The sequence below is a fragment of the Actinomadura xylanilytica genome (assembly GCF_030283145.1).
Classification (GTDB): Bacteria; Actinomycetota; Actinomycetes; order Streptosporangiales; family Streptosporangiaceae; genus Spirillospora; species Spirillospora xylanilytica.
In genome coordinates, this window is the sequence record NZ_JASNWE010000004.1 from 495,349 (window position 1) to 517,719 (window position 22,371).

At 74.2% G+C, this 22,371-nt stretch carries 27 protein-coding genes and 1 tRNA gene; 10 read left to right on the plus strand and 18 right to left on the minus strand.

The features are described from left to right. From QP090_RS26050 to QP090_RS26090, 9 genes are all read right to left on the minus strand, one after another. Positions 1–639 carry a DUF6286 domain-containing protein gene (locus QP090_RS26050; protein WP_285942036.1) on the minus strand — a complete coding sequence of 213 codons (639 nt, stop codon included), beginning with the start codon at positions 637–639 and terminating at the stop codon, positions 1–3. Then, positions 636–1,055 carry an Asp23/Gls24 family envelope stress response protein gene (locus tag QP090_RS26055; RefSeq protein WP_285942037.1) on the minus strand — a complete coding sequence of 140 codons (420 nt, stop codon included), beginning with the start codon at positions 1,053–1,055 and terminating at the stop codon, positions 636–638. Before QP090_RS26055 ends, QP090_RS26050 begins: the two co-directional genes overlap by 4 nt. Next, the gene (locus QP090_RS26060; protein ID WP_285942038.1) at positions 1,052–1,264 is read right to left on the minus strand and encodes a hypothetical protein; all 213 of its coding nucleotides are present in this window, start codon (positions 1,262–1,264) and stop codon (positions 1,052–1,054) included. Before QP090_RS26060 ends, QP090_RS26055 begins: the two co-directional genes overlap by 4 nt. 14 nt (positions 1,265–1,278) lie before the next feature. Then, positions 1,279–1,518 (minus strand): hypothetical protein, encoded by a 240-nt coding sequence (locus QP090_RS26065; protein WP_285942039.1) that lies wholly within the window; start codon positions 1,516–1,518, stop codon positions 1,279–1,281. Then, a complete protein-coding gene (locus QP090_RS26070) occupies positions 1,511–1,924 on the minus strand; it encodes a hypothetical protein (RefSeq protein ID WP_285942040.1) in 414 nt (137 codons plus the stop codon). Before QP090_RS26070 ends, QP090_RS26065 begins: the two co-directional genes overlap by 8 nt. After that, positions 1,921–2,358, minus strand: coding sequence for an Asp23/Gls24 family envelope stress response protein (locus tag QP090_RS26075; RefSeq protein WP_285942792.1), 438 nt, complete (start codon positions 2,356–2,358; stop codon positions 1,921–1,923). The genes QP090_RS26070 and QP090_RS26075 overlap by 4 nt, the downstream gene beginning before the upstream one ends. A 322-nt stretch (positions 2,359–2,680) precedes the next feature. Then, positions 2,681–2,890, minus strand: a complete 210-nt coding sequence (locus QP090_RS26080; protein WP_349666509.1) for a CsbD family protein — start codon at positions 2,888–2,890, stop codon at positions 2,681–2,683. A gap of 66 nt (positions 2,891–2,956) precedes the next feature. Next, a complete protein-coding gene (locus tag QP090_RS26085; RefSeq protein ID WP_285942041.1) occupies positions 2,957–3,649 on the minus strand; it encodes a response regulator in 693 nt (230 codons plus the stop codon). Continuing rightward, a complete protein-coding gene (locus QP090_RS26090) occupies positions 3,646–5,343 on the minus strand; it encodes a sensor histidine kinase (protein WP_285942042.1) in 1,698 nt (565 codons plus the stop codon). Before QP090_RS26090 ends, QP090_RS26085 begins: the two co-directional genes overlap by 4 nt. Before the next feature lie 148 nt (positions 5,344–5,491). Between QP090_RS26090 and QP090_RS26095 the strand changes: the two genes are divergently transcribed. Continuing rightward, positions 5,492–6,931: a cation:dicarboxylate symporter family transporter gene (locus QP090_RS26095; protein ID WP_285942043.1), complete on the plus strand. Its 1,440-nt coding sequence runs from the start codon at positions 5,492–5,494 to the stop codon at positions 6,929–6,931. Positions 6,932–6,958: 27 nt separating this feature from the next. Here the strand turns inward: QP090_RS26095 and QP090_RS26100 are convergent, their stop codons facing one another. The 4 genes from QP090_RS26100 to QP090_RS26115 form a co-directional block, all read right to left on the minus strand. Then, a complete protein-coding gene (locus QP090_RS26100; RefSeq protein ID WP_285942044.1) occupies positions 6,959–7,489 on the minus strand; it encodes a hypothetical protein in 531 nt (176 codons plus the stop codon). 1 nt (position 7,490) lies between these two features. Further along, complete coding sequence (locus QP090_RS26105; RefSeq protein ID WP_285942045.1) at positions 7,491–8,102, minus strand: DUF6286 domain-containing protein; 612 nt, start codon at positions 8,100–8,102, stop codon at positions 7,491–7,493. 120 nt (positions 8,103–8,222) lie between these two features. After that, positions 8,223–9,068 (minus strand): formyltetrahydrofolate deformylase, encoded by an 846-nt coding sequence (gene purU / locus QP090_RS26110; protein WP_285942046.1) that lies wholly within the window; start codon positions 9,066–9,068, stop codon positions 8,223–8,225. 154 nt (positions 9,069–9,222) lie between these two features. Then, entirely contained in the window at positions 9,223–10,809 is a 1,587-nt protein-coding gene (locus tag QP090_RS26115) for an alkaline phosphatase D family protein (protein WP_285942047.1), read from the minus strand. 253 nt (positions 10,810–11,062) lie between these two features. Here QP090_RS26115 and QP090_RS26120 point away from each other — a divergent pair, with 253 nt between their 5' ends. The 5 genes from QP090_RS26120 to QP090_RS26140 all read left to right on the plus strand — a co-directional run bounded on the left by QP090_RS26120 (position 11,063) and on the right by QP090_RS26140 (position 16,631). Further along, positions 11,063–12,043 carry a CE1 family esterase gene (locus tag QP090_RS26120; protein WP_285942048.1) on the plus strand — a complete coding sequence of 327 codons (981 nt, stop codon included), beginning with the start codon at positions 11,063–11,065 and terminating at the stop codon, positions 12,041–12,043. Between the two features lie 49 nt (positions 12,044–12,092). After that, complete coding sequence (locus tag QP090_RS26125; protein WP_285942795.1) at positions 12,093–13,277, plus strand: amino acid deaminase/aldolase; 1,185 nt, start codon at positions 12,093–12,095, stop codon at positions 13,275–13,277. A gap of 114 nt (positions 13,278–13,391) precedes the next feature. After that, entirely contained in the window at positions 13,392–14,057 is a 666-nt protein-coding gene (locus QP090_RS26130) for an SIMPL domain-containing protein (RefSeq protein ID WP_285942049.1), read from the plus strand. 71 nt (positions 14,058–14,128) lie between these two features. Then, positions 14,129–15,331 (plus strand): carbohydrate kinase family protein, encoded by a 1,203-nt coding sequence (locus tag QP090_RS26135; protein ID WP_285942050.1) that lies wholly within the window; start codon positions 14,129–14,131, stop codon positions 15,329–15,331. Between the two features lie 28 nt (positions 15,332–15,359). After that, the gene (locus QP090_RS26140) at positions 15,360–16,631 is read left to right on the plus strand and encodes a family 4 glycosyl hydrolase (protein ID WP_285942051.1); all 1,272 of its coding nucleotides are present in this window, start codon (positions 15,360–15,362) and stop codon (positions 16,629–16,631) included. A 66-nt stretch (positions 16,632–16,697) separates the two neighbouring features. On the opposite strand, the gene QP090_RS26145 is transcribed toward QP090_RS26140, so the two are convergent. Further along, entirely contained in the window at positions 16,698–17,003 is a 306-nt protein-coding gene (locus tag QP090_RS26145; RefSeq protein ID WP_285942052.1) for a DUF3618 domain-containing protein, read from the minus strand. Positions 17,004–17,130: 127 nt separating this feature from the next. Between QP090_RS26145 and bcp the strand changes: the two genes are divergently transcribed. Then, positions 17,131–17,598, plus strand: a complete 468-nt coding sequence (gene bcp / locus QP090_RS26150) for a thioredoxin-dependent thiol peroxidase (protein ID WP_285942053.1) — start codon at positions 17,131–17,133, stop codon at positions 17,596–17,598. Between the two features lie 14 nt (positions 17,599–17,612). Here bcp and QP090_RS26155 read toward each other — a convergent pair. Continuing rightward, a tRNA-Leu gene (locus tag QP090_RS26155) sits at positions 17,613–17,699 on the minus strand. Positions 17,700–17,972: 273 nt separating this feature from the next. Between QP090_RS26155 and QP090_RS26160 the strand changes: the two genes are divergently transcribed. The 3 genes from QP090_RS26160 to QP090_RS26170 are packed head-to-tail and all read left to right on the plus strand — an operon-like array spanning position 17,973 to position 20,725. After that, positions 17,973–18,887, plus strand: coding sequence for an MEDS domain-containing protein (locus QP090_RS26160; protein WP_285942054.1), 915 nt, complete (start codon positions 17,973–17,975; stop codon positions 18,885–18,887). Beyond that, complete coding sequence (locus QP090_RS26165; RefSeq protein ID WP_285942055.1) at positions 18,884–19,801, plus strand: sensor histidine kinase; 918 nt, start codon at positions 18,884–18,886, stop codon at positions 19,799–19,801. Before QP090_RS26160 ends, QP090_RS26165 begins: the two co-directional genes overlap by 4 nt. A gap of 48 nt (positions 19,802–19,849) precedes the next feature. After that, entirely contained in the window at positions 19,850–20,725 is an 876-nt protein-coding gene (locus QP090_RS26170) for an MEDS domain-containing protein (RefSeq protein ID WP_285942056.1), read from the plus strand. Positions 20,726–20,738: 13 nt separating this feature from the next. Here the strand turns inward: QP090_RS26170 and QP090_RS26175 are convergent, their stop codons facing one another. The 3 genes from QP090_RS26175 to QP090_RS26185 all read right to left on the minus strand — a co-directional run bounded on the left by QP090_RS26175 (position 20,739) and on the right by QP090_RS26185 (position 22,256). After that, complete coding sequence (locus QP090_RS26175; RefSeq protein ID WP_285942057.1) at positions 20,739–21,095, minus strand: 50S ribosomal protein L7/L12; 357 nt, start codon at positions 21,093–21,095, stop codon at positions 20,739–20,741. 104 nt (positions 21,096–21,199) lie between these two features. Then, positions 21,200–21,745, minus strand: coding sequence for a hypothetical protein (locus QP090_RS26180; protein WP_285942058.1), 546 nt, complete (start codon positions 21,743–21,745; stop codon positions 21,200–21,202). Further along, positions 21,735–22,256 (minus strand): SigE family RNA polymerase sigma factor, encoded by a 522-nt coding sequence (locus QP090_RS26185; protein WP_285942059.1) that lies wholly within the window; start codon positions 22,254–22,256, stop codon positions 21,735–21,737. The genes QP090_RS26180 and QP090_RS26185 overlap by 11 nt, the downstream gene beginning before the upstream one ends. Positions 22,257–22,371: the final 115 nt, after the last annotated feature.

A 22,371-nucleotide genomic window follows, 5' to 3' on the forward strand; every position in this document is an offset into this window, starting at 1 on the left:
TCAGCCCTCCCGGTGCGCGATCCGTACCTTGACGTCGCGGTCGGGCAGCGGCCCGAGCCGCTCCAGGCTGCGCTCGACGGCCTCGCGGACCCGCTCCTCCAGGTCGCCCGGCGAGCGCATCCCGGTCTCGGCGCGGACGACGACCTTGTGCCGGCGCAGCTTGACCTTGCGGACGCCGGTCACCCCGTCGGTCTCCATGGCCGCGGCGGAGACGGCGCCCGTGAAGCCGCGCCGGGTGACGCCGAGGACCAGGTCGCGGCTGTCGCCGCGGAGCGGGACGAGCCGGCTGCGGCCGGGCACCAGCCCGGCGAACAGGAAGATCAGCCCGAGCAGCGCCAGGGCCGAGGCGATCGCCAGCGGCCCCCAGGCGTTCCAGGCGCCGCCGCCGCCGGCGGCCCAGCGCGTGACGCGCGGGTAGTCGATCAGCTTCATCGGGCTGCCGACGAGCGCGGAGATGACCTCGATGGCCGTCAGCGCCCCGGCCACGACGAGCAGCACCGCCGCGACCAGCGCCGGCCAGACCCGGCGGGAACGGAACGCGCGGAGCGCGGCGCGGTCGGCGGCACGGCCCCCGGCGGCCGGCTTGGCCGGCGCGGTGCGGGCCGAGGACCTGCGCAGATGTCCGGCGTGGGTGGTCATGACATCGCCCCCGTGGACGAGGCGCCGCTGAGCGCCGGGGTCCTGGTGCGCGCGCCCGCGACGGGCCGCTGGGCCGTCCCCACCTTGGCCTCGCGTTCCAGCACGGACACGTCGACGTCGACCTGCCGCACGGTGAGGCCGGTCAGCGCCTCGATCCGCTCGCGCACGCGCTCGCGCACCTGGTGCGCGACCTCCCGCACGGGCGACGGATAGGCCACCGACATCTCGACCCGGGCGGTGACGATCTTGCCGTGCACCGACACGTCCGCGCGCGGCGCTCGGCCGCGGCCCACGCTCATCCCGAGGACGGTGCGGCTGACACCGCCGGCGTCGCCCGGCTCCGCCGCCGCCCGGGTCGCGATGCGCTGCACCACCCGGTCGGCGATCTTCGTGGTGCCCCGGTCGCCGGCGGTCATGACGGCCTCTTCCCGGTCTTGCCGCCGCCGATCGAGGAGAACAGCTCACCCATGTCGAGCTCGCCGTCGATCACCCGGCCGCCGAGGAACCCCAGCACGCCGAGGACCAGCACGATGAGGAACGCGCCGAATCCGCCGAACGCGCCGGCGAACCCGCAGGCGCTCCCGAAGGCCAGGCCCATCACGGTCCAGGTCGTCTTCCCGTTCATCTCAACTCTCCCCCTCAGCGCAGGTCGCGCGCCCGCAGGCGCCGTTCCCGCCATCGGTACAGCAGGCTGATCGGCCATCGCCGGCGCTTCACCACCACCACGGCGGACCCGGCCCGGCGCCGCCGGGCCGCCCGGTATCGGCGGAGCCCGGCGGCGAACTCGTCCGGGTCGCCGCCCGCGTCCGGATGGTGGCGGCGGACCCAGGCCCTGAACTCCGCCCGTTGGGCGGCCGTGCGCGATCGGGCCTCAGCCATCGTCCCCGTCGTCGATGTCGCCGATGAGGACGTGCACCGGCCGTCCGCCGGCCAGCGGCGTCACCGCCGTCCGGACCGCGTCCGCCACACCGGTCACCGGTGTACCGACCCGGACGACCACGCCCACCTCGACCTCGTCGTCGCGGACGGCCACGCCGGTCACCGGCATCCCGACGCGGTAGGTGACCACGCGGACGTGCGGCCCGGCGGTCAGCCCGGCCACGTCCGGCAGGTCCTCGACCGTCCCGGCGATCCGCTCGGCCAGCTCGGCGGCCTCGTGCAGGGGCATCGACCGCGACTCCTCGGCCGCGTGCGCCTCGCCGGTGCCGCCGGCTTCGGCCGTGCCGGTGCCGCCGGCGCTCCCGCCGTCGTCCCCCTGGCCGGCGGACTCGGTCCCGGACGTCATTGCACCCGCGGCGCCGGCTTGTCGCCGTTCTGGTCCTGGTCCTCCTCGCCGGGGAGCTGGATGTCGTCCACGGCGACGTTGACCTCGACCACCTCCAGGCCGCACATGTGCTCGACCTGGTCGATGACGTTGTCCCGGACCGCGTTGGCCAGATCGGGGATGGAGACCCCGTACTCGACCACCAGGTCGATGTCGATGGCGGCCTGGCGCTCGCCGACCTGGACGGCCACCCCCTGGCTCACGTTGGAGTTCATGCCGGGCATCCGCTCCTTGACCGAGCCGAGCGTCCGGGCCATCCCGGCGCCCATCTTGTGGACGCCGCCGATCTCCCGGGCCGCCATGCCGGCGATCTTGGACACCACGGCGTCCGCGATGCTGGTGCGGCCCCCGTTGGTGACCAGCTCGCCACCGCCCTGGTTCGGTGCCTTCCGCATGCCCTTGCCCGGCTGCGGCGGTGCGTTCTTGGCCGGTTTGTCCGACCCGAGGCCGGGCGCCTGGTTCGGCAGCCCCCCGACCGGACGTTCCTTGGTCGTCTGTCCGTTCTCCTGGCTCACGACGTTCCCCCTGCTCGTCGGTGGTGTCCAGTAGATGCTCACCCAGCGTCAGACCAAAACCACCTATCGGCACAATATGCAGGTCAACCCCGCTTTGCGCGCACAAAAGGAGGCCGGTGGCGCGATCGCGCCACCGGCCCCGAGGGAGGTCCTTCCGGGCCTCCGGCCCCGTTCCGGGCCGCCAGCGGGCCCGGAAGCGGGACTACTGCTTGGACCCGCCCTTGAACATGCCCCGCATCTTCTCCTTGGCGTCCGACACCTTGTGCTTGGCCTCGTCGACGGTCTGCTTGGCCTGCGACTTGGCCTGGTCCGCCTTGCCCTCGCCCTCGAGCTCGTCCTTGCCGGTGGCCTTGCCCGTGGCCTCCTTGGCCTTCCCGGCCAGCTCGTCCTTCTTGTCGCCCAGGTCACTCACGGCAGTTCCCCCGATGTCCCTCACTGGTGGCTCATTCGCCTCTCTACTTACCCGTCCCGGCGCGCTCTATCCGGCGGGACCGTCTCCGGCGGGGTGAAAGCGCACTTCAGGACGCCCTACCTGGCCGTAGTGGGGGCGGCGGCGGGCCAGCCCGCTCTCGGCGAGATACTCCAGATAGCGGCGCGCGGTCACCCGGGAGACGCCGGTGAGATCGGCCGCCGCGGCGGCCGACAGCCCCCCGGCCGCGGCCCCCGACAGCGCCTCGGTGACGGCCTGGAGCGTCTCGCCGCTCATCCCCTTGGGCAGCGGGCCGTGCCCGGGGGTGCGCAGCGCGGCCAGCATCCCGTCCACCTCGGCCTGCCCGCTCACCTCGCCCGGACGCGCGGCGCGCGCGCGGAACTCGGCGTACTGGTCGAGCTTGTCGCGCAGCGACGCGAACGTGAACGGCTTCAGCAGGTACTGCACCACCCCCACCGACACCGCGGCGCGGACCACCGCCAGGTCCCGCGCCGAGGTCACCGCGATCACGTCCACGTCGCGTCCGGCGGCGCGCAGCGCGCGGCACACCGCGAGCCCGTGCACGTCGGGCAGGTAGAGGTCGAGCAGGACGACGTCGACGGCGCCGCGCCCGACGGCCCGCAGCGCCTCGGCGCCGGAGTGCACCACCCCTGCCACCGCGAACCCGGCGACCCGCTCGACGTAGACGCGGTGCGCCTCCGCGGCCACCGGGTCGTCCTCCACCACCAGCACCCTGATCATCGCGGCCCGGTCCGCTCCAGCGGCAGCCGAACGGTGAACACCGCGCCGCTCCCGCCGCCCACCTCGATCCGCCCCCCGTGCCGGCGTACCGCCCGCCCGACCAGCGCCAGGCCGAGACCGTGCCCGGCCGGGCCGTCCGAGGTCTTGGTGGTCCAGCCGCGCCGGAACATCTCCGGCACCGTCCCGGGGTCGACGCCCGGTCCGGTGTCGGCGACCTCCATGAGCAGCTCGCCCGGGTCCGCGCGGACCGTCACCGACACCCGGGGCGGACGCTCGGCCGCGCTCTCCAGCGCCGCGTCGACGGCGTTGTCGATCAGGTTGCCGAGGATGGTGACCAGGTCCCGCGATCCGACCCCGCCGGACGCGGACGGGGGGCCCTGCGGTCCGGGGGCTCCGTCGAAGGCGGTGTCCTCGGTGACGACGAGCTCGACGCCGCGCTCGCCCGCCTCGGTCGACTTGCCGAGCAGCAGCGCGGCCAGCACCGGCTCGGACACCGCGCCCACCACCCGGTCGGTGAGCCGCTGCGCGGTCGCCAGCTCGGCGGTGGCGAACTCGACGGCCTGCCCGGGACGGCCCAGCTCGACCAGCGACACCACCGTGTGCAGCCGGTTGGCCGCCTCGTGCGCCTGCGCCCGCAGCGACTCGGCGAACCCGCGCACCGTGTCGAGCTCGCCGGTCAGCCCTTGCAGCTCGGTGTGGTCGCGCAGCGTCACCACGTTGCCCATCGCGCGGTCCCGCGACCGCACCGGCGCGGTGTTGACCACCAGGACCCGGGTGTCGCCCACGTGGATCTCGTCCGCCCTCGGCTCCGCCGACACCAGCGCGGCGGCCAGCGCGTCCGGCAGGCCGAGCGCGCCCGCCGCCCGCCCGCCCGGGTCGGCGCCGAGGCCGAGCAGGTCGCGGGCGGCGTCGTTGCACAGCACCACCCGGCCCGCGTGGTCGAGCAGGAGCAGGCCCTCCCGGACGGCGTGCAGGATCGCCTCGTAGTACTCGAACATCTCGCGCAGCTCGCCGGGCGCGACGCCCCGCGTCTGCCGGCGCAGCCGCGCGCTGACCAGGTAGCTGCCCGCCATCCCGGCGGCGAGGGCCGCCGCCGCGACCACGAGCAGCGACAGCAGCCGCTCGCGCAGCTCGGCCGAGATCGCCCGGACCGTGATGCCGACCGCGACCAGCGCGACCACCCGGCGCCGGTCGTCCAGGACCGGGGCGACGGTGCGGACGGACGGGCCGAGCGTGCCGGTGTAGGTCTCGGTGAACGGCCGCCCGGCCAGCGCCGGCGCGGTGTTGCCGATGAACCGCTCCCCGATCCGCGCCGGGGCCGGGTGGGTGTACCGGATCCCGTCCGTGCTCATGATCGTGATGAAGTCGACCCCGGTGTCCCGGCGCACTCGCTCGGCGAACGGCTGGAGCGCCCTGCTCCGCTCCCCTGCGGGGCCGGCGGCGATCGCCGTGCGGACGTCCGGGGTGTCCGCGATCGCCGCCGCGACCGCCGTGACGGTCTGCCGGGCCCGGTCGTTGGCGGCGCGGCCGGCGTCCAGGTAGGCCGCCGTCGCGCCCGCCGCCACCAGCAGCCCGACGACGACCGCCTGCAACGCCAGGAGCTGCCGGGCCACGCTCCAGCGCCGCACCGCGCGCCATCCGCGGGAGGCGCCCGCGTCCGCGTCCTGGCCGCGTTCCACGTTCCTGCCGCGCATCGTCGTTCCGTCTCGGGAGGATCTCGCCGCCCCGCCGTCGCGGGGCCGTGAACGCAATGTACACAAACGTGACCGGCGTCACATCGGCGCGCATAGTCACGGGTGCGCACGCGCCCGGACGGCGCGTCGAGCAGACAAGGAGACCACCGTGCCCGTCACACCGGCCGCCGGCGAGACCAGCCCGGCGCGGCCCCGCCAGGATCGCGTGCACTACCTCTACCTCGCGGTCGTCGCCGCGGTGGCGCTCGGCATCGCCGTCGGGCTCGCCGCCCCGGACGCCGCCGTCGAGCTCAAGCCGCTCGGCACCGCGTTCGTCAACCTGATCAAGATGATGATCTCGCCGGTCATCTTCGTCACCATCGTGCTCGGCATCGGCTCGGTCGCACGGGCCGCCAAGGTCGGCCGGGTCGGCCTGATCACGATCGGCTACTTCATGGTGATGTCCACGTTCGCGCTGGCGATCGGGCTCGCCGTCGGCAACCTGCTGCATCCGGGCGCGGGCCTGCACCTGGACCCGTCCTCCACCGCCACCGCGCACAAGCAGGCCGAGGGCGCGGAGGGCACCACCGACTTCCTGCTCGGCATCGTCCCGGACACGCTGCTGTCGGCGCTGACCGGCGGCGAGGTCCTCCAGACGCTGCTGGTCGCGCTGCTCACCGGGTTCGGCCTCCAGCAGCTCGGCGCGGCGGGCGCGCCGATCCTGCGCGGGATCGAGCACGTCCAGCGGCTGGTGTTCCGGATCCTGGCGATGATCATGTGGGCGGCGCCGGTCGGCGCGTTCGGCGCGATCGCCGCGGTGGTCGGCGAGACCGGCTGGTCGGCGCTGCGCAGCCTCGGAGTGATCATGCTGGGCTTCTACCTGACCTGCGCGCTGTTCGTGTTCGTGGTGCTCGGCGCGGTGCTGTGGTTCGGCGCCCGGATGAACATCCTGCGGCTGCTGCGCTACCTCGCCCGCGAGTTCCTGCTGATCCTGTCCACCTCCTCGTCCGAGACGGCGCTGCCGCGGCTGATCGCCAAGATGGAGCATCTCGGGGTGAGCCGCCCGGTGGTCGGCATCACCGTCCCGACCGGGTACTCCTTCAACCTGGACGGCACCTCGATCTACCTGACCATGGCGACCCTGTTCATCGCCTCCGCACAGGACAGCCCGCTGCCCGTCTCCGCGCAGATCCCGCTGCTGCTGTTCATGATCGTCGCGTCCAAGGGCGCGGCGGGCGTCAGCGGCGCCGGGCTGGCCACGCTGGCCGGCGGGCTCCAGTCGCACCGCCCGGAGCTGGTCGACGGGGTCGGGTTCATCGTCGGCATCGACCGGTTCATGTCCGAGGCCCGCGCGCTGACCAACTTCGCGGGCAACGCCGTCGCCACCGTGCTGATCGGCCACTGGACCGGCGAGTTCGACGCCGACCGGTCGCGCCGGGTGCTCTCCGGCGCGGACCCGTTCAACGAGGCCACCCTGCTGGACGTCCCGCAGCCCGGCGACGCCGGAACTGCCGGCACCGACCCGACCCGCACGGCCCCGGACGGGCCTGCCACCGCCCCGGACGGGCCCGCCTCGGACGGACGGGCCCCGGACAAGGCGAGCGCATGACGGCGCGTCCGGACGGGGCGCGTCCGGCTAGACGGGCGCGGGTTCGCCGAACACCATCCGGAACCGGATGACCACCACCAGGTCCGGCATCCCGGTCGCGGCGCGGTAGCGCTCCGCCGCCCCGGCCCCGAGCTCCCCGTACACCTCGCCCAGGACGGCGTCCCCGGTGCAGGTGAGGTTCAGCAGGAGCCGGGGCCGGACCGCCGTGCCGGTGAGGCGGAGCCGCGCGTCCCGGACGCCCGGCAGCCGCAGCGCATCGCGCAGCAGGTCGCGTTCCGCCGCCCGCGCGCGCATCCGGGTGGGACCGTCCAGCGCGGCCCGGCGCCGCCGCATCATCGCGCGGCCGTGCGCGGCCAGCCACAGCAGGCCGCAGGCCGCGACGGCCACCGCGGCGGCCGCCGCGACCGGCCAGAACCACGCGGTGCCGTCGGCGTACCGGGACACCGCGGGGTCGAGCAGCGGACGCGCCGCGAGGTCGCCGCCGGCCAGGCCGAGGCAGAGCCCGGCGCCGCCCGCGGCGGCCAGCGCGGTGCCGGTGAGCGCGATCCCGACCCTCATGTCAGCCCCCCAGCCGGTTCAGCCGGATGTCGACCCGCCGCCACTGCATCAGCTCCACCTCGGCGAGTCGGGCGTGCACGGCCGCGCGGACCAGGTCGGAGATGTCCGGCCGGTTGCGGTAGCCGGTGGCGGCCCGGACGACGATCCGCTTACGGAACCGTCCCCGCAGCCGCACCCGGGCCCGGACGACGCCCGGGACCCCCACCGCCGCGTCCGCCAGCGTCCGCCGCAGGGCCGCGCGGCCCACCGCCCCCGCCATCAGGGGGTCCTCCCCGGCCAGCGGCAGCGTGCGCGCCCGGCCGGGCAGCGCCGCCAGCAGCAGCGCCGGACCGGCCGCCGCCATCGTCCCCGCGACGCCCAGCGTCCAGGGATCAGCCCAGGTCAGCCCGCGCAGGACGGCCATCGACCGGGCCATCGGCGACCAGCCGTCCGGGAGCACGTCCAGCACCGTCAGCAGCTCGGCCGACACCGCGCCCCCGGCCGCGGTGACCAGCAGCGCGGCGCCGACCCCCACGGCGGTCCGCCGCGGCCGGAACTCCTGTTCGGCCAGCCGGCGCGCCTGCTGCCGCGCCTGCGCGCCCCCGAGCAGCTCCGCGGCGAGCGTCTCGCCCATCCTCACACCCCCGTGCGACGTGCCACCGCCCCCCGGTAGCGACATCACCCATGGTGCTGCAATGTAACGCAGAGTGAAGGACGCCATGCCGTTCCGGCGCCGTCCGCCGGGAAACGCCGGTCAGCGGAAGACGACGGTGCGGTCGCCGTTCAGCAGGACGCGGTGCTCGGCGTGCCAGCGGACCGCGCGGGCCAGGGCCAGGCACTCCACGTCGCGGCCGACCGCCACCAGCGCCTCGGGGCTGTGCGTGTGGTCGACGCGGGCGACCTCCTGCTCGATGATCGGCCCCTCGTCCAGGTCGGCGGTCACGTAGTGCGCGGTCGCGCCGATCAGCTTCACTCCGCGGTCGTGCGCCTGGTGGTAGGGCCGCGCGCCCTTGAAGCTCGGCAGGAACGAGTGGTGGATGTTGATCACCTGGCCGGGCAGCTTGGCGCAGAAGTCGTCCGAGAGGATCTGCATGTACCGGGCGAGCACCACCAGGTCGGCGTTGTAGTGCTCGACCAGCGTGAGCACCTCGGCCTCCTGCGCGGCCCGGCCGCCGGGCGGGACCGGCAGGTGGTGGTAGTCGATCCCGTACGACTGGGTGAGGGGACGCAGGTCGGGGTGGTTGGACACGACCGCGGCCACCTCGACGTCGAGCAGCCCGGACCGCTGCCGGTAGAGCAGGTCGTTCAGGCAGTGGCCGCCCTTCGACACCATGATCAGCATCCGCGGCCGGACGGCGGTGTCGTGCAGCCGCCACTCCAGCCCGAGCTCGGGCCCCAGCCGGGCGAACGCGCCGCGCAGCTCCCCGTCGTCCCGCACGCCGGGGCCGGCGGCGAACTGCACCCGCATGAAGAAGGTGCCGGTGTCGCTGAACTGCTGGCTCTCCAGGATGTTGCAGCCGCGCTCGGCCAGCACCCCGGAGACGGCGGCGACGATGCCGGGACGGTCCGGACAGGAGAGCGTCAGCACGTATTCGGTCACAGGACTTCACTTCCACTGCGGGTCGCGGACGGACGGCAACGCTGCTCGCACAGGCCGTCCAGGCTGGGGAAACGAGCTTACGCCGCGCTCCCCGCTCCGGCGGCCACACCACCCGTCACCTTCGCAACCAGCCGCCGCCCGGCCGGGCCGCCTGTCACGCGGGCTGGACGCCGGGACGGCGGTCCTCGACCACGAAGCTCGCCCGGGTGGAGACCGGAGCGCCCGGCCTGGTGACGTAGGGCATGACGCGGAAGTCGCTGCGCCAGCGCTCGCGGTTCACGTTGACCCTGATGTAGCCGCGCTGGGCGTTGAAGAACTTCAAGTGCGGGTTGGCGGCCAGGAACCGTCGGCCGAGGTCGTCGACGTCGGCGCCGTCGCCGCCGCTGGTGACCGACGTCGCGACGAACTCACTCGCGGTGGTCGGGGATCCCGGGTCGGCGTGGTCGCGCTTGAGGTCGGTCGCGTAGTTCTGGTGCCGGTCGGCCGACAGCACCACCAGGTTCCGGACGCCCTGGTCGCGGGCGGCGGCGAGGACGCGGTCGCGGTCGGCCGCGTAGCCGTCCCACGGGTCGACCCACACGTCGTGGCCGGGCCCGGCGTCCCAGTCGGTCTCGGCCATCGGCACCTGGTTGCCGAGGATCTGCCAGCGCGCCTTCGACTTCCCGAAGCCGTCCAGCAGCCAGCGCCGCTGGTCCGCGCCGAGGATCGTGCGGGAGGCGTCGAAGCGCTCGTCGCAGTCGGCGGTCCGGCCGGTGCCGTTCCCGTAGGAGCAGGCCTGGATGTCGCGGTGCTGCCGGGTGTCGATCATCGTGAGATCGGCCAGCCGCCCGTACGCCAGCCTGCGGTGCAGCCGGATGCTCGGGCCGGACGGAAGCTGCGAGCGGCGCAGCGGCAGGTTCTCGTAGAACGCCTGGAACGCCGCCGCGCGGCGGCGCGCGAACTCGGCCGGGTCGGGATCGGGGTTCCGGCCGGCGATGACCCTCGGACCGGCCCAGTCGTTGACCACCTCGTGGTCGTCCAGCGTGTGCACGAACGGGAACAGGGCGTGCGCCCGCTGGAGCGGCGCCTCGGCCTTGTACAGCGAGTACTGGAGCCGGTAGCGGGCCAGGTCGAAGGCCTCGGTGCCGAACTGCGGCGGCACGGCCACGCCCCGCTTGTTGTCGGCGGTGATCTCGTACTCGTAGATGTAGTCGCCGAGGTGCACGATCAGGTCGAGGTCCTCGGCGGCCATGTGGTCGTAGGCGGTGAAGTAGCCGTCCTGCCATGCCTGGCAGGAGGCGAACGCGACGTTCAGCTCGCGCGGGTCCGACATCGCCGCGGGCATCGTCCGGGTGCGTCCGATGGGCGAGATGTCGTCCGCGCGGAACCGGTAGAAGTACTCGCGCCCCGGCTCCAGGCCGCGGATCTCCGGGTGCACCGAGTGGCCGAGCTCGGGCGTCGCCACCGCGGCACCGCGCCGGACGACGCGGCGGAACCGTTCGTCGAGCGCCACCTCGTACTCGACCTTGACCCGCTTGGCGGGCATGCCGCCGTGCCCGTCGGGGGCGAACGGGTCGGGCGCGAGCCGGGTCCACAGGACGAAGCCGTCCGGCAGCGGGTCGCCGGAGGCCACTCCGAGGGTGAACGGGTCGCCCTTGCGGCGGGCGAACGCGTTCGCGCCCTCCCCGCCGAGGACCCCGGTGCCGAGCACGACGGCCGCCGCGCCCGCCCCGCCGAGGCCGAGCAGCCGGCGTCGTGACATTGAACCCGCATGCGATGACATCGGCTCTCCCGCCTCAAGGTTGATCGGGGATCAGCCAACCCCACACCCGGCGTGCCCGTCGATAGCGTCTCGGTGAACATCACGGATCACAGGGTGAACATCACAGGTCTGAACGTTAAAATGCGCCCAATAATGAGTTAAGTTCACTAATCATCACAAGAACTTCACATTCTCATCCGCCCGCCTACCCGTCAGTAGTTTGGCTTGGGCGTCACCGGTTAGATTCGCCGGCATGCGGCGAACGCGGCGAATCCCCCACCTGTCACCGGCACTCGTCCTCTCCCTCGTCCTCTGCCTCGCCCTCGCGCTGTCGGCCTGCGACGGCACCAGGAACGACGCCGGTACGCCCGGCAAGGGCAAGAGCGACGACCGGCGGCCCGCGACCGTGCAGGGCATCCCCACGGACGCCGGCACGCACAAGCAGAAGATGGGCGTCGGCACCGTCGGCCACCGCGAGTTCCTGCTGCACGTCCCGTCCAAGGTCGCCGGGGGGAAGTGGCGGGGCGGCAGACCCGCCGCCCCGCCCCCGCTGGTCATCGCGCTGCACGGCGGCCTCGCCACGATGGGCCAGATGCGGTCGCTGACCGGCTTCGACGGCCTGTCCGACGAGCAGGGGTTCCTGGTCGCCTACCCCGACGGGTTCATGACCACGTGGAACGCGGGCGACTGCTGCGGCGCGGCGAAGGTCGCGGGCACCGACGACGTCGGCTTCCTGACCAAGCTGATCGACAAGCTGACCGGCGCCGGGCTGGCCGACCCGGACCGGGTCTACGTCACCGGATTCTCCAACGGCGCCGGGATGGCCTACCGGCTGGCCTGCGAGAAGCCCGGCAAGGTCGCCGCGATCGGGGTGGTCGAGGGCGCGCTGGTCACCAGGTGCGACCCGGGCCGGCCGGTCTCTGCGATGATCTTCCACGGGACGGCGGACCGCAACGTCCCGTTCAACGGCGGCGGGCGGCGCGACTTCAACGACGGCAGCCCGTTCCCGCCGGTCTCGCAGGCGGTGGAGTTCTGGCGCCGGCTCGCGCACCTGCCCGAGCCCACCCGGAGGGTGAAGGCCCTGGGCGGCGACACCGACTGCAACGCGACCGGGAAGGGCGCGGGCGGCGCCGAGGTGACGTTCTGCAAGATCGAGGGCGGGACGCACCGCTGGCCGTCCGGTGCCGGCGCCCTGCTCTGGGACTTCTTCTCGGCGCACCCCCGCACCCGCTAGGGATGTGAAGTCTTTTCACGTTCGCGGTTATTGTGGCACTGTGACTGACATGAACCTCCGGGACCGCTACGACGCCGCGACCGCCGAGCTCGAAGCTCCGTTCGCGGTCGTCGACCTGCGGGCCTTCCGGGCCAACGCCGCCGACCTCGTCCGCCGCGCCGCGGGCAAGCCGATCCGGGTGGCGAGCAAGTCGGTGCGGTGCCGCGCGCTCCTGGACGAGGTCCTGGCGATGGACGGGTTCGCCGGGATCATGGCGTTCACCCTCGGCGAGGCCCTCTGGCTCGCCCAGGAACGGGCCGGCGAGGACATCCTGGTCGCCTACCCGACCACCGACCGCACCGCCATCGCCGAGCTCGCCGCCGACGAGCACGCCGCCCGCACCATCACCCTCATGGTCGACTCCCCCGAGCACCTCGACCTGATCGAGCGGGCCGCCGGCGACGCCCGGATCCGCGTCTGCATCGACATCGACGCCTCCTACCGGATGCTCGGCGCCCGGGTCCGGCTCGGCGCACTGCGCTCCCCGCTGCGCACCCCGGCCGAGGTCGGCGCGCTGGCCGAGCTGATCCTCAAGCGCCCCGGCCTCGCCCTGGTCGGCCTGATGGCCTACGAGTCGCAGATCGCCGGCGTCGGCGACACCCCGCCCGGCAACGCCACGATGGGCCGCGTCATCCGCACCATGCAGCAGCGGTCCCGGCTCGAACTGGCCCGCCGCCGCGCCGCCATCGTCCGGGCCGTCCGCGAGCTGACCGACCTGGAGTTCGTCAACGGCGGCGGTACCGGCAGCGTGGAGAAGACCGCCGCCGAACGCGCCGTCACCGAGGTCGCCGCCGGTTCCGGCCTCTACCAGCCGCACCTGTTCGACTACTACTCCAACTTCCGCGGCCGTCCCGCCGCGCTGTTCGCCCTGCCGGTCGTCCGGCGGCCGGGATCCGGCGTCGTCACCTGCCTCGGCGGCGGCTACCTCGGGTCCGGTCCCGCCGACCGGATCCGGCTCCCCCAGCCCTACCTGCCGACCGGCCTCGCCTACGACCCGCGGGAGGGCGCCGGCGAGGTCCAGACCCCGCTGCTCGGCGCCGCCGCCGACCTCCTCCAGGTCGGCGACCGCGTCTGGTTCCGGCACACCAAGGCCGGTGAGCTGTGCGAGCGCTTCGCCGCCCTCCACCTCATCGACGGCGACCGGCACGTCCGCACCGTCCCCACCTACCGGGGCGAGGGCCGGACGTTCCTGTGACCGCGGGCCGGCGGCCCGGCCGGTCCCCCGCGGGTCGGCGGAGGCGACGGGCAGGACGGGTCCGGCCGATCTTGGGGTGACCGGTCCCGGCCGGCACCGGCTAGGTTGGCCGGTATGAGCGACGCCCCTGTGATCAGCGTCCGCGGCGAGGCCGTCGTGATGGCCGAACCCGAGATCGCCCTGCTCTCGGTGCACGTCCAGTCGCACGAGAGCGAGCGCCGCCCCGCGCTGGACCGCCTGGTCGAACGGAACCAGCGCTGCCTCGACCTGGTCAGGTCCTACGGTGAGGCGATCGAGAAGCTGGAGACCGGCGAGCTGTCGATCACCCCGCTGATCAAGTACCGCCGCCGCGAGGGCGACATCCGCGCCTACCAGGGCACCGTCCAGATCAAGGTCACCATCAGCGACTTCACCGTGCTCGGCGAGCTGGTCACCCGGCTCGGCGACCTGGAGCGCACCTCCGTCGACGGCCCCGCCTGGGCGCTGCGGCGCGACAGCGAGGTGCACGGCCGGGCCGCGCGGCAGGCGGCGCACGAGGCGGTCGCCCGCGCCCGCAGCTACGCCGAGGCGCTCGGCTGCCGGCTCACCGGCCTGGTCGAGCTCTCCGACGAGGGCCTCGGCGACCGGCCGGGCCCGGTCATGCCGATGGCCCTCGGCATGGCCGCGGCGGCGGGCCCGGGCGGCGACGAGCCCGAGGCGATCGACCTCGAACCCGCCGCCCAGACCGTCCGGGCCGCCGTCGAGGCCCGGTTCACCGCCACCGCCCCTGACCTGGGCTGACGGCCGGACACGAGCGGGGACCGATGACCGAGCCGCACACGCCACCGCCTTCCGGCGCCCCTTCCCCGCCCATGCCCCCGGCGCCCGGGGACGTGCTGGCGCCGCCGGCGCTCCGCGACCCCTGCACCGAGCGCGGCCCCGCCGGCGCGCTGCTGCGCGCGGGCGGCCGGGCCGGCTCCGCGGCCGGACGCGAGGCCGGCGCCCACGAGCTGGACGTCTTCCTGACCGGCCAGGTCTTCATGGACATGATCTTCACCGGGCTGCCCGGCCTGCCCCCGCCCGGCACCGAGCTGGTCACCGACGGCCTCGGCTCGGCCCCCGGCGGCGTCGCCAACATCGCCGTGGCGATGAGCCGGCTCGGGCTGCGCACCGGCCTCGCCGCCGCGTTCGGCGACGACCTGTTCGGCGCCTACCTCTGGCGCACCCTCGCCGAGCAGGAGGACGTCGCGCTGCACTGGTCCCGGCGCATCGGCGGCTGGTCCACCCCGGTGACGGTGTCGCTCGCGTACGCGTCCGACCGCAGCATGGTCACCTACAGCCCCCCGCTGCCCGGCACCGTCCGCGCCGCGGGCGGAGCGGGCGGGACGGCCGGGGCCGGCGGCGCGGCGGGCCTGGCCGACGACCTGCGGACCGCGCCGCCCAGCGCCGCGACCTGCTTCGTCGACATCGACCGGCCCGTCCCCGACTGGGCCCTGGCGATGCGGCGCACCGGCGCGCTGGTCTTCGCCGACCTCGGCTGGGACCCCACCGAGACCTGGTCCACCGACGTGCTCGACCGCCTCGCGCACGTCGACGTGTTCCTGCCCAACGCGGTCGAGGCGATGGCCTACACCCGGACCGGCACACCCGAGGAGGCGCTCACCGCGCTCGCCGGGCGGGTCCCGGTCGTCGTGGTCAAGCAGGGCGCGCGCGGCGCCATCGCGATCGACTCCGCCACCGGCGAACGGGCCGCCGCCCCCGCCCTGCCCGTCGAGGCGCTCGACCCGACCGGCGCGGGCGACGTGTTCGCCGCCGGGTTCGTGTTCGGCACCCTGGCCGGATGGCCGCTCGACCGGCGGCTGCGCTTCGCCAACCTGTGCGCCGGACTGTCGGTGCGGCACCACAGCGGCTCGCTCGGCGCCCCCTGCTGGGGCGAGATCGCCGCGTTCGGCGAGGACGGCGAGGTGCCGCCCGAGGTGCTGGAGCAGTACGCCTTCGTCATCCCCTACATCCCCGAGACCGAGCTCGACCGCGGCGCCGACTCCGTCGCCCGCGCCGCGCCGACGCTCCGCTAGAGGCACGAGGCCAGACGCTAGGAGGACTGTGAAGATCGCGATCATCGGAGCGGGCAGCGGCTACCTGCCCGGAGTACTCCGGGGCCTGCTGCACCGCGCCGGCGACCTGGCCGGCACCGAGCTGGCCTTCCACGACGTCGACGAACCCCATCTGGCGATGATGGCCCGGCTGGGGCGGAACATGTTCGCCGCGCGCGGCGCCGCCCTCACCGTCACCGCGCACACCTCCCTCAAGCCCGCCCTCGACGGCGCCGCCTACGTGTTCACCACGTTCCGTCCCGGCGGGATGGCAGGCCGGCACCTCGACGAGTCGATCCCGCTGAAGCACGGCGTCGTCGGCCAGGAGACCGCGGGCCCCGGCGGCTTCCTGATGGCGTGCCGCTCGGTCCCCGTCCTGCTGGAGATCGCCGCCGCCGCGGACCCCGGCGCCTGGATCGTCAACTACACCAACCCCACCAACGTCGTCACCGACGCCGTCCTCCGGCACACCGACGCCAAGATCATCGGCCTCTGCGACCAGCACGTCGGCGACACCGAGATGTGGGCCGAGCTGCTCGGGCTCCCCTTCGACCGGCTGGAGGCCGACTGGATCGGCCTCAACCACGCCACCTGGGCGACCCGGCTCCGGCTCGACGGCGCCGAGGTCGACCTCCCCGCCCTGCTGGAGGGTCTCGACGTGCCCGGCGGCGGCGCGACGCCCTGGCGCGATCCGTCCCGCATGGCCGAACTCGCCAGGGCGCTCGGGTTCCTGCCCAACTCCTACTCCAAGTACTACTTCTTCCACGACGAGGTCGTCCGCGAGCTGCGCGAGAAGGGCACCACCCGGGCCGAGGACATCCAGGCGATGCTGCCCGCCTACTACGCGCAGGTCGCCGCCGAGTCCGGCCGCTCCGACCCCGACCCGAGCCGCGAGCGCGGCGGCGGCGAGCACGGCGAGTTCGCGGTCGACACCATCTGCGCCCTGCACCGCGACGAGAACCGCCGCATGATCGTCAACACCCGCAACAACGGAGCGATCGCCTCCCTCGAGGCGGACGCCGTGGTGGAGGTGCCCGCCCTCGTCGGACGCGCCGGTCCCGTCCCGCTCACCATGGGCGCGCTGCCCCGTCCCGTCCGCGGCCTCACCCAGGCGATCCACGAGTACGAGCGGCTCGCCGCCGACGCCGCCGTCACCGGTGACCGGCGCACCGCGCTCCAGGCCCTGATGGCGCACCCGTTCGTCCGCAGCAAGCACACCGCCGAGAAGATCCTCGACGAGGGCCTGGCCGCGCACCGCGCCCATCTCCCCCAGTTCGCCTGAGCGCCTCCCCCGGACGCGAAGAGGCGCCGCCCGCGGAACGCGGACGGCGCCTCCAGGGGGCCGGGATCAGCGGCGGCGCTTGCGCCGCCACAGGAGCAGGACGGTGAGCCCCGCGGCCACGCCGACGCCCGCGAGCACCACCCGGCGGTCGATCGCGCCCGGCTCGCCGTCCCCGGACTCGGCCGGCGCCACCATCGACTGGACGGTCTTGACGACCTGACCGGCCTCTTCCTTCAGGCGCTCGGCTCCGCGATGCGCGACGTTCCTCGGGTTGACCCGCTCCGCCAGCTCGTCGATGTTGCGGGCGAGCTCCAAGCGGGTGCGTTCGATCTCCCGCTCCAGCGCCTCCGGGTCGCGGGCCCTGTCAGCCATGCCGTGTCCTTATCGTTCGAGCATCAGCGACGCATGATCCGAATAGTGTCGCAGGTCTTCCCGGGAAACGCCCGCCCCACCCCAGCCGGTACGGTGGACCCGACCATCCCAGCGAAAGGCGGAACTGGTGTCCGAGCGGCTGCAACCGGGCGAGGTCGCCCCCGAGTTCGAGCTTCCCGACGCCGACGGCGCACCGGTGTCCCTGTCCTCGCTGCGCGGGAGGCGGGTGATCCTCTACTTCTACCCCGCGGCGATGACCCCCGGCTGCACCAAGGAGTCGGTCGACTTCCAGGGCAGCCTGCCCGAGCTGGAGGCGGCCGGCGTCGCCGTCGTGGGGGTCTCCCCCGACGCGCCGGCCAAGCTCGCCAAGTTCCGGCAGAAGGAGGGGCTGACCTTCCCGCTCCTGTCCGACCCTGACACCAAGGTGCTCCAGGCGTACGCCGCCTACGGCGAGAAGAAGCTGTACGGCAAGGTCGTCGTCGGCGTGATCCGCTCCACCTTCATCATCGACGCCGAGGGCAGGATCGAGAAGGCGTACTACAACGTGAAGGCCACCGGCCACGTCGAGCGCCTCCGCCGCGACCTGGCCCTGTGACACCACCGGGACGATGGTGCGGACGGGGGGACTCGAACCCCCACGGTGTCTCCACCAACAGGACCTAAACCTGCCGCGTATGCCGATTTCGCCACGTCCGCCCGGGTAAAGCCGTTCCCTCGCGCGGAAGGACTCGCGCGGAAGGTGAATCCAGCTTAGCGTTCTGGTCACCGGCTCACACCCGCATATCGAGGCCCGCGGGGGCCCGCCGGGGGGACGGCTCGGGCCGCCGCCCTCCACCCCCGGCCCCCGGCGGTCCCCGCAGGTCGCGCACCTCGGATCAACGCAGCGTGAGTGACTCCGTGCATTGGGCTTCCAAATCGGGCGGGGCGGCGTAGGCTGAACCAATCCGCAGCGACCGCGATGGGCAGGCCATGGAGACCAGCTGGTTCGCCAAACGACCCGTCAGCGACATCCGCCCGGGTGACCACGGCTGGCTGGCCCACACCGGCCTCGAAGAGCGCGACCGTGTCATCGGGATCTTCGTCGGCGAGGGGCTGGAGACCGGTGAGAAGGTCGTCTACGTCAGCGACAGGCCGGCCGGGCGGCTGCCCGGGCTCGGCGGACGGCCCCCGGACGAACTCGACGAGCTGGCCCGGTCGGGCCGGCTGCGGGTGATCCCGCGCCGCGCCGCGTGCCTCGACCGGAGCGGCGGGTTCGAACCGGCGAAGATGCTCGACACCCTGGCCCGCGAGGTCGGCGAGGCGTTCGGGCAGGGTCTGCGCGCGGTGCGCCTGACCACCGACCACAGCCGGCTGCTGAACGAGCCGGGCCGTCCCGGCCTGGCCCGGATGCTGGGCTGCGAGCACCGGCTCGGCGAGGCCGTCTCGCCGAGCACGATGGTGAAGGCGATCTGCCAGGTGGACCGGCAGGCCTGCCGGCCCGATGAGCTGACCGCGCTCCGCGACACCCACGAGGTCCTGGTCGAGGTGAATCCCGAGTTCGACGACGGCGTTCTCAAGATCGTGCGCACCTTCGATCCGGTGGGGCTGCGGGTGGAGGGCGAGCTCGACGCCGCGCGGCACGCGGTGTTCTCCGACCGGCTCGCCCAGGTGAGCGCGGGCCGCGGCGGCGTCCATCTCGACTTCTCCCGGCTGGGCTTCATCGACCTCGGCTGCCTGAACCTGCTGGCGCACCACGCGATCGCGCTCCCGCGCGGCCAGGCGCTGGTGCTCGACAACCTCCCGCCCGATGTCGAGACCGTCATCGAGCTGGTCGGCTGGCACCGGCTGCCGGGGCTGGCCCGCGGGCGCGACCGCGTCCCGGCCGAGGAGGGCGCGGCCCGATGAAGCTGGAGCACAGGGCCTTCGAGTACGCGGGCACCGGCGCCTTCCTCGCCTCCGTCGAGCCGTTCCTGCGCTCAGGGCTGGAGGCCGGCGAGGCCGTGGTCGCCGTCGTCCGCGAGCCCAACCTGGGAGCGCTCCGCGACCACCTCGGATCCGACGGCGCGTCGATCGAGTTCTGGCCGGCCGAGGAGTTCTACCTGCATCCGGTGCGCACGCTGAAGGACTACCAGCGGATCGTGGCCTCCCACGCGCCGCGCCGCGTGTGCGCGCTGGCCGAGCCCGTCTGGCAGGGCTGGACCCCGCGGCAGCTCCTGGAGTGGAACCGCTACGAGTCGCTGATCAACGTGGTGTTCGAGGGGTCCGGGGCGCGCGCCCTGTGCCCCTACGACCGCCGGGCCGCGCCGGCGCACGTCCTCGACCAGGCCCGCCGCACGCATCCGCTGTTCCTGCGCGACGGCGACACCCGCTGGAACGCCGACTTCGTCGACCCGGTGACGTTCGGCACCGGCTGCGACCGGCAGCGCCGGTTCCCGCCGCCGCGCGACGCCGACTACTTCGCGATCGAGGACGCCGACCTGCACCGGCTGCGGGCGTTCGTCGCCGGGCGGGCCGCCGCGCACGGGCTCGACCGCCGGGCCGCGCAGAACCTGGTGACCGCCGCGAACGAGGTGGCCGCGAACGCGCTCCGGCACGGCACCCCGCCGATGGGGCTGTGGACGTGGCCGGACGGCCCCGACCTGATCTGCGAGATCGGCGACCACGGCCTGTGGCGGCCGAGCCCGCTCACCGGGTTCATCCCGCCCGAGTCGGCGCTCGACCGGGGCTTCGGGCTGTGGACGGTGCGGCTGCTGGTCGACCTGATGGAGGTGCGGGCCGGTTGGAACGGCACCTTCGTCCGGATGCACATGCGGAAGTAACTCCCCGAGGGTCCGCCCGCTCCGCGCGGCGGACTCGTGGAAGGCGCCATGGACACCCACTGGCCGATCCGGAGGCCGGTCCGCGAGCTCAGGCCGGGTGATCACGCCTGGCTGGCGTACGGCGGCGAGGAGGAGCGGCGCCATGTCGTCGGCGCGTTCATCGGCGACGGGCTGGCCGCGGGCGCGAAGGTCGTCTACCTGGCCGGTCCGGCGGGCGCGGCGGACCGGCCGCGCATGGCGGGCATGGCGGGGTCACACGATGCGCGGCTGCTGACGGTCGTCCCCCTCGTGCCCTCGGGCGAGCACGCGGGCGCGGACGAGGGCGCCGACCCGCGGGCCGCCCTGGACGCGCTCACCAGGGAGGTCGCCCGAGCCACGGCCGACGGCCACCACGCAATCCGGATCACGGCCGACCTGACCTGGGCCGTGTCCGGCCCGGACGCCCCCGTCCCGCTGCGCGAGTGGGAACGGCGGCTCGGGCGGGCGATCGGACCGTCCGCCATCGCGGTGTTCCAGGTCGACCGGCGCCGCCGCGCCGCCGCGGTGCTCGACGAGCTGCGCGCCGCGCACGCCGTGGTGGTGACGCCCGACCCCGAGTTCGAGGACGCGATGCTGCGGATCGAGCGGACCTTCCAGCCGGTCGGCCTGTCGCTGTGCGGCGAGCTGGACGCGTCCCGGCACACCGTGCTGGACGCGGCGCTCGCCACCGTGCTGTCGGGCTCCGACCGCCGCGAGATCCACCTCGACCTGGCCGGGCTCGGTTTCATCGACCTCGGCGCGATCAACATCCTGGCCGACGTGGCCGGGCGCCGCGCGGACCGCGGCCCGCTGGTGCTCGACCGCATGTCGCCGCAGCTCCGCACGCTCATGGAGACGGTGGGCTGGGGCATGCTGCCCGGCCTGCGCCTCGGCGCCGGCGCCTGAGACCGGCCGCCGGTCAGTCGAGCGCGGCGACGAACCGTTCGGCCTCGGCGCGGGTCAGGCCGGTCTCGGCGCGGACGATGGCGATGGCCGATTCCACGTCCTCCTCCCGCAGAAACGCGTGGACCCGATCGGACAGCATCTCCCCGCCGGGCCCGCCCTGCCCCGGGACCAGTCCGTCCCGGAGCGCCTCGACGTAGTCCTTGGCGTCCCTGAGCGACAGCCGGGTGTCCGTGCGCACTTCCTTGATCGCGTGGATCATTCTGTCCTGGCGGATCAGCCTGAGGGCCCGGTCGCGCGTCGCCGCCGGGACCCCGGCCGCCTCGAAGCTCAGGGTGTCGACCTCGAGGGGCTGAGCGCGTTTGCGGAACATCCTCGTCTCCTCTCCGGCCGCCACCACCGGCGACGGCGGTATGCGGACCGGCCCGGGGGCGGCAGCAGGTCCGCCCACTGTAACCGCCCCCATGGCCGGCACGCTCAGCCCGAGGCCGCCCCCGCCGCGGTCTTCCGGGCCCGCGGCAGGCCCGTGTCGGACGGGGTGGGCGGCCTTGGCGTCGATGGCCCGGACGAGGCGGGGGGCCGGGATGCCGAGGGCGCGGACGGCTTGGCGGTCGGGCTGGGAATCGGCGGCTGCGGGCTGGACCACGTCGGCGACGGAGTGACCGACGGCGTGCCCGAGGGCGAGGGGGGCGCGGACGACCGGGCCTCGTCCGCCGGGACGGACGGGCTCGGCGCGGGCGTGCCCGTCGCGGGTGTGCCGGTCGCCGGCGGTCCCATCGGCCGCGGGGCCTCGTGCCTCCCGGGCATCCCCGGCCACAGCAGCAGCGCGACGGCGACGAGGACCGCCGCCGTGAGCACGCCCGCGAAGACCGGGAACGTCCATGCGCGGAACCGCGAGACGGGCGCGACGGTGGCCTCGCGTCCCGCCGTCTGAAGCCGGTGCACGAGGTCCGGGCCCGCCTGGATCTCGTCGGCGCCCCGCCGGTAGTGGTCCCGCAGCAGGGTCTCGAGCTCATCGTCCATCGGCCCGGCCCTCCCTCAGGTGCTCCCGCAGGGCCGTCATGGCCCGCGCGGTGTGACTCTTCACGGTGCCCCGGGAGATCCCGAGGGTCTCGGCGATCTCGTGCTCGCCGAGATCGCACCAGTAGCGCAGCACGACCACGGCGCGCTGCTTGGGCGGCAGGCCGCGGAGCACCTCGTCCAGGTCGCCTCCGGCCGCCCCCGCCACCGGAGGCGCCCCGGCGAGGCGCTCCACGTCCGCCACCGAACCGGCCGGGAAGTCCCGCCGCCGTGCCCGCCGCTTGTTCTCGTCGATCGCCAGATTGACCAGCACCCGGCGGGCGTACGCCTCGGGATTCCCCGCCGCGATCCGCTTCCAGCGCCGCGCGACGCGCTCGTAGGCGGTCTGGAGGAGGTCCTCGGCGAGGTGCCGGTCATAGACCAGGAACACGGCGGTGCGCAGCAGGCGACCCGCGGTGGCGGTCACGAACTCGTCGAACGTGATCTCCGCCCCGCGGACCTCCTGGGCGCTCAAGGTGGACAGACCGCACCTACCCCCGGCCGCCGGGCGCGGTCCGGCAGCCACCGGGCCACGACGGCTTCGCGGTCGCGGACGGCTTCGGCGCCTTCGCGCTCGGCGCGAGCACCGG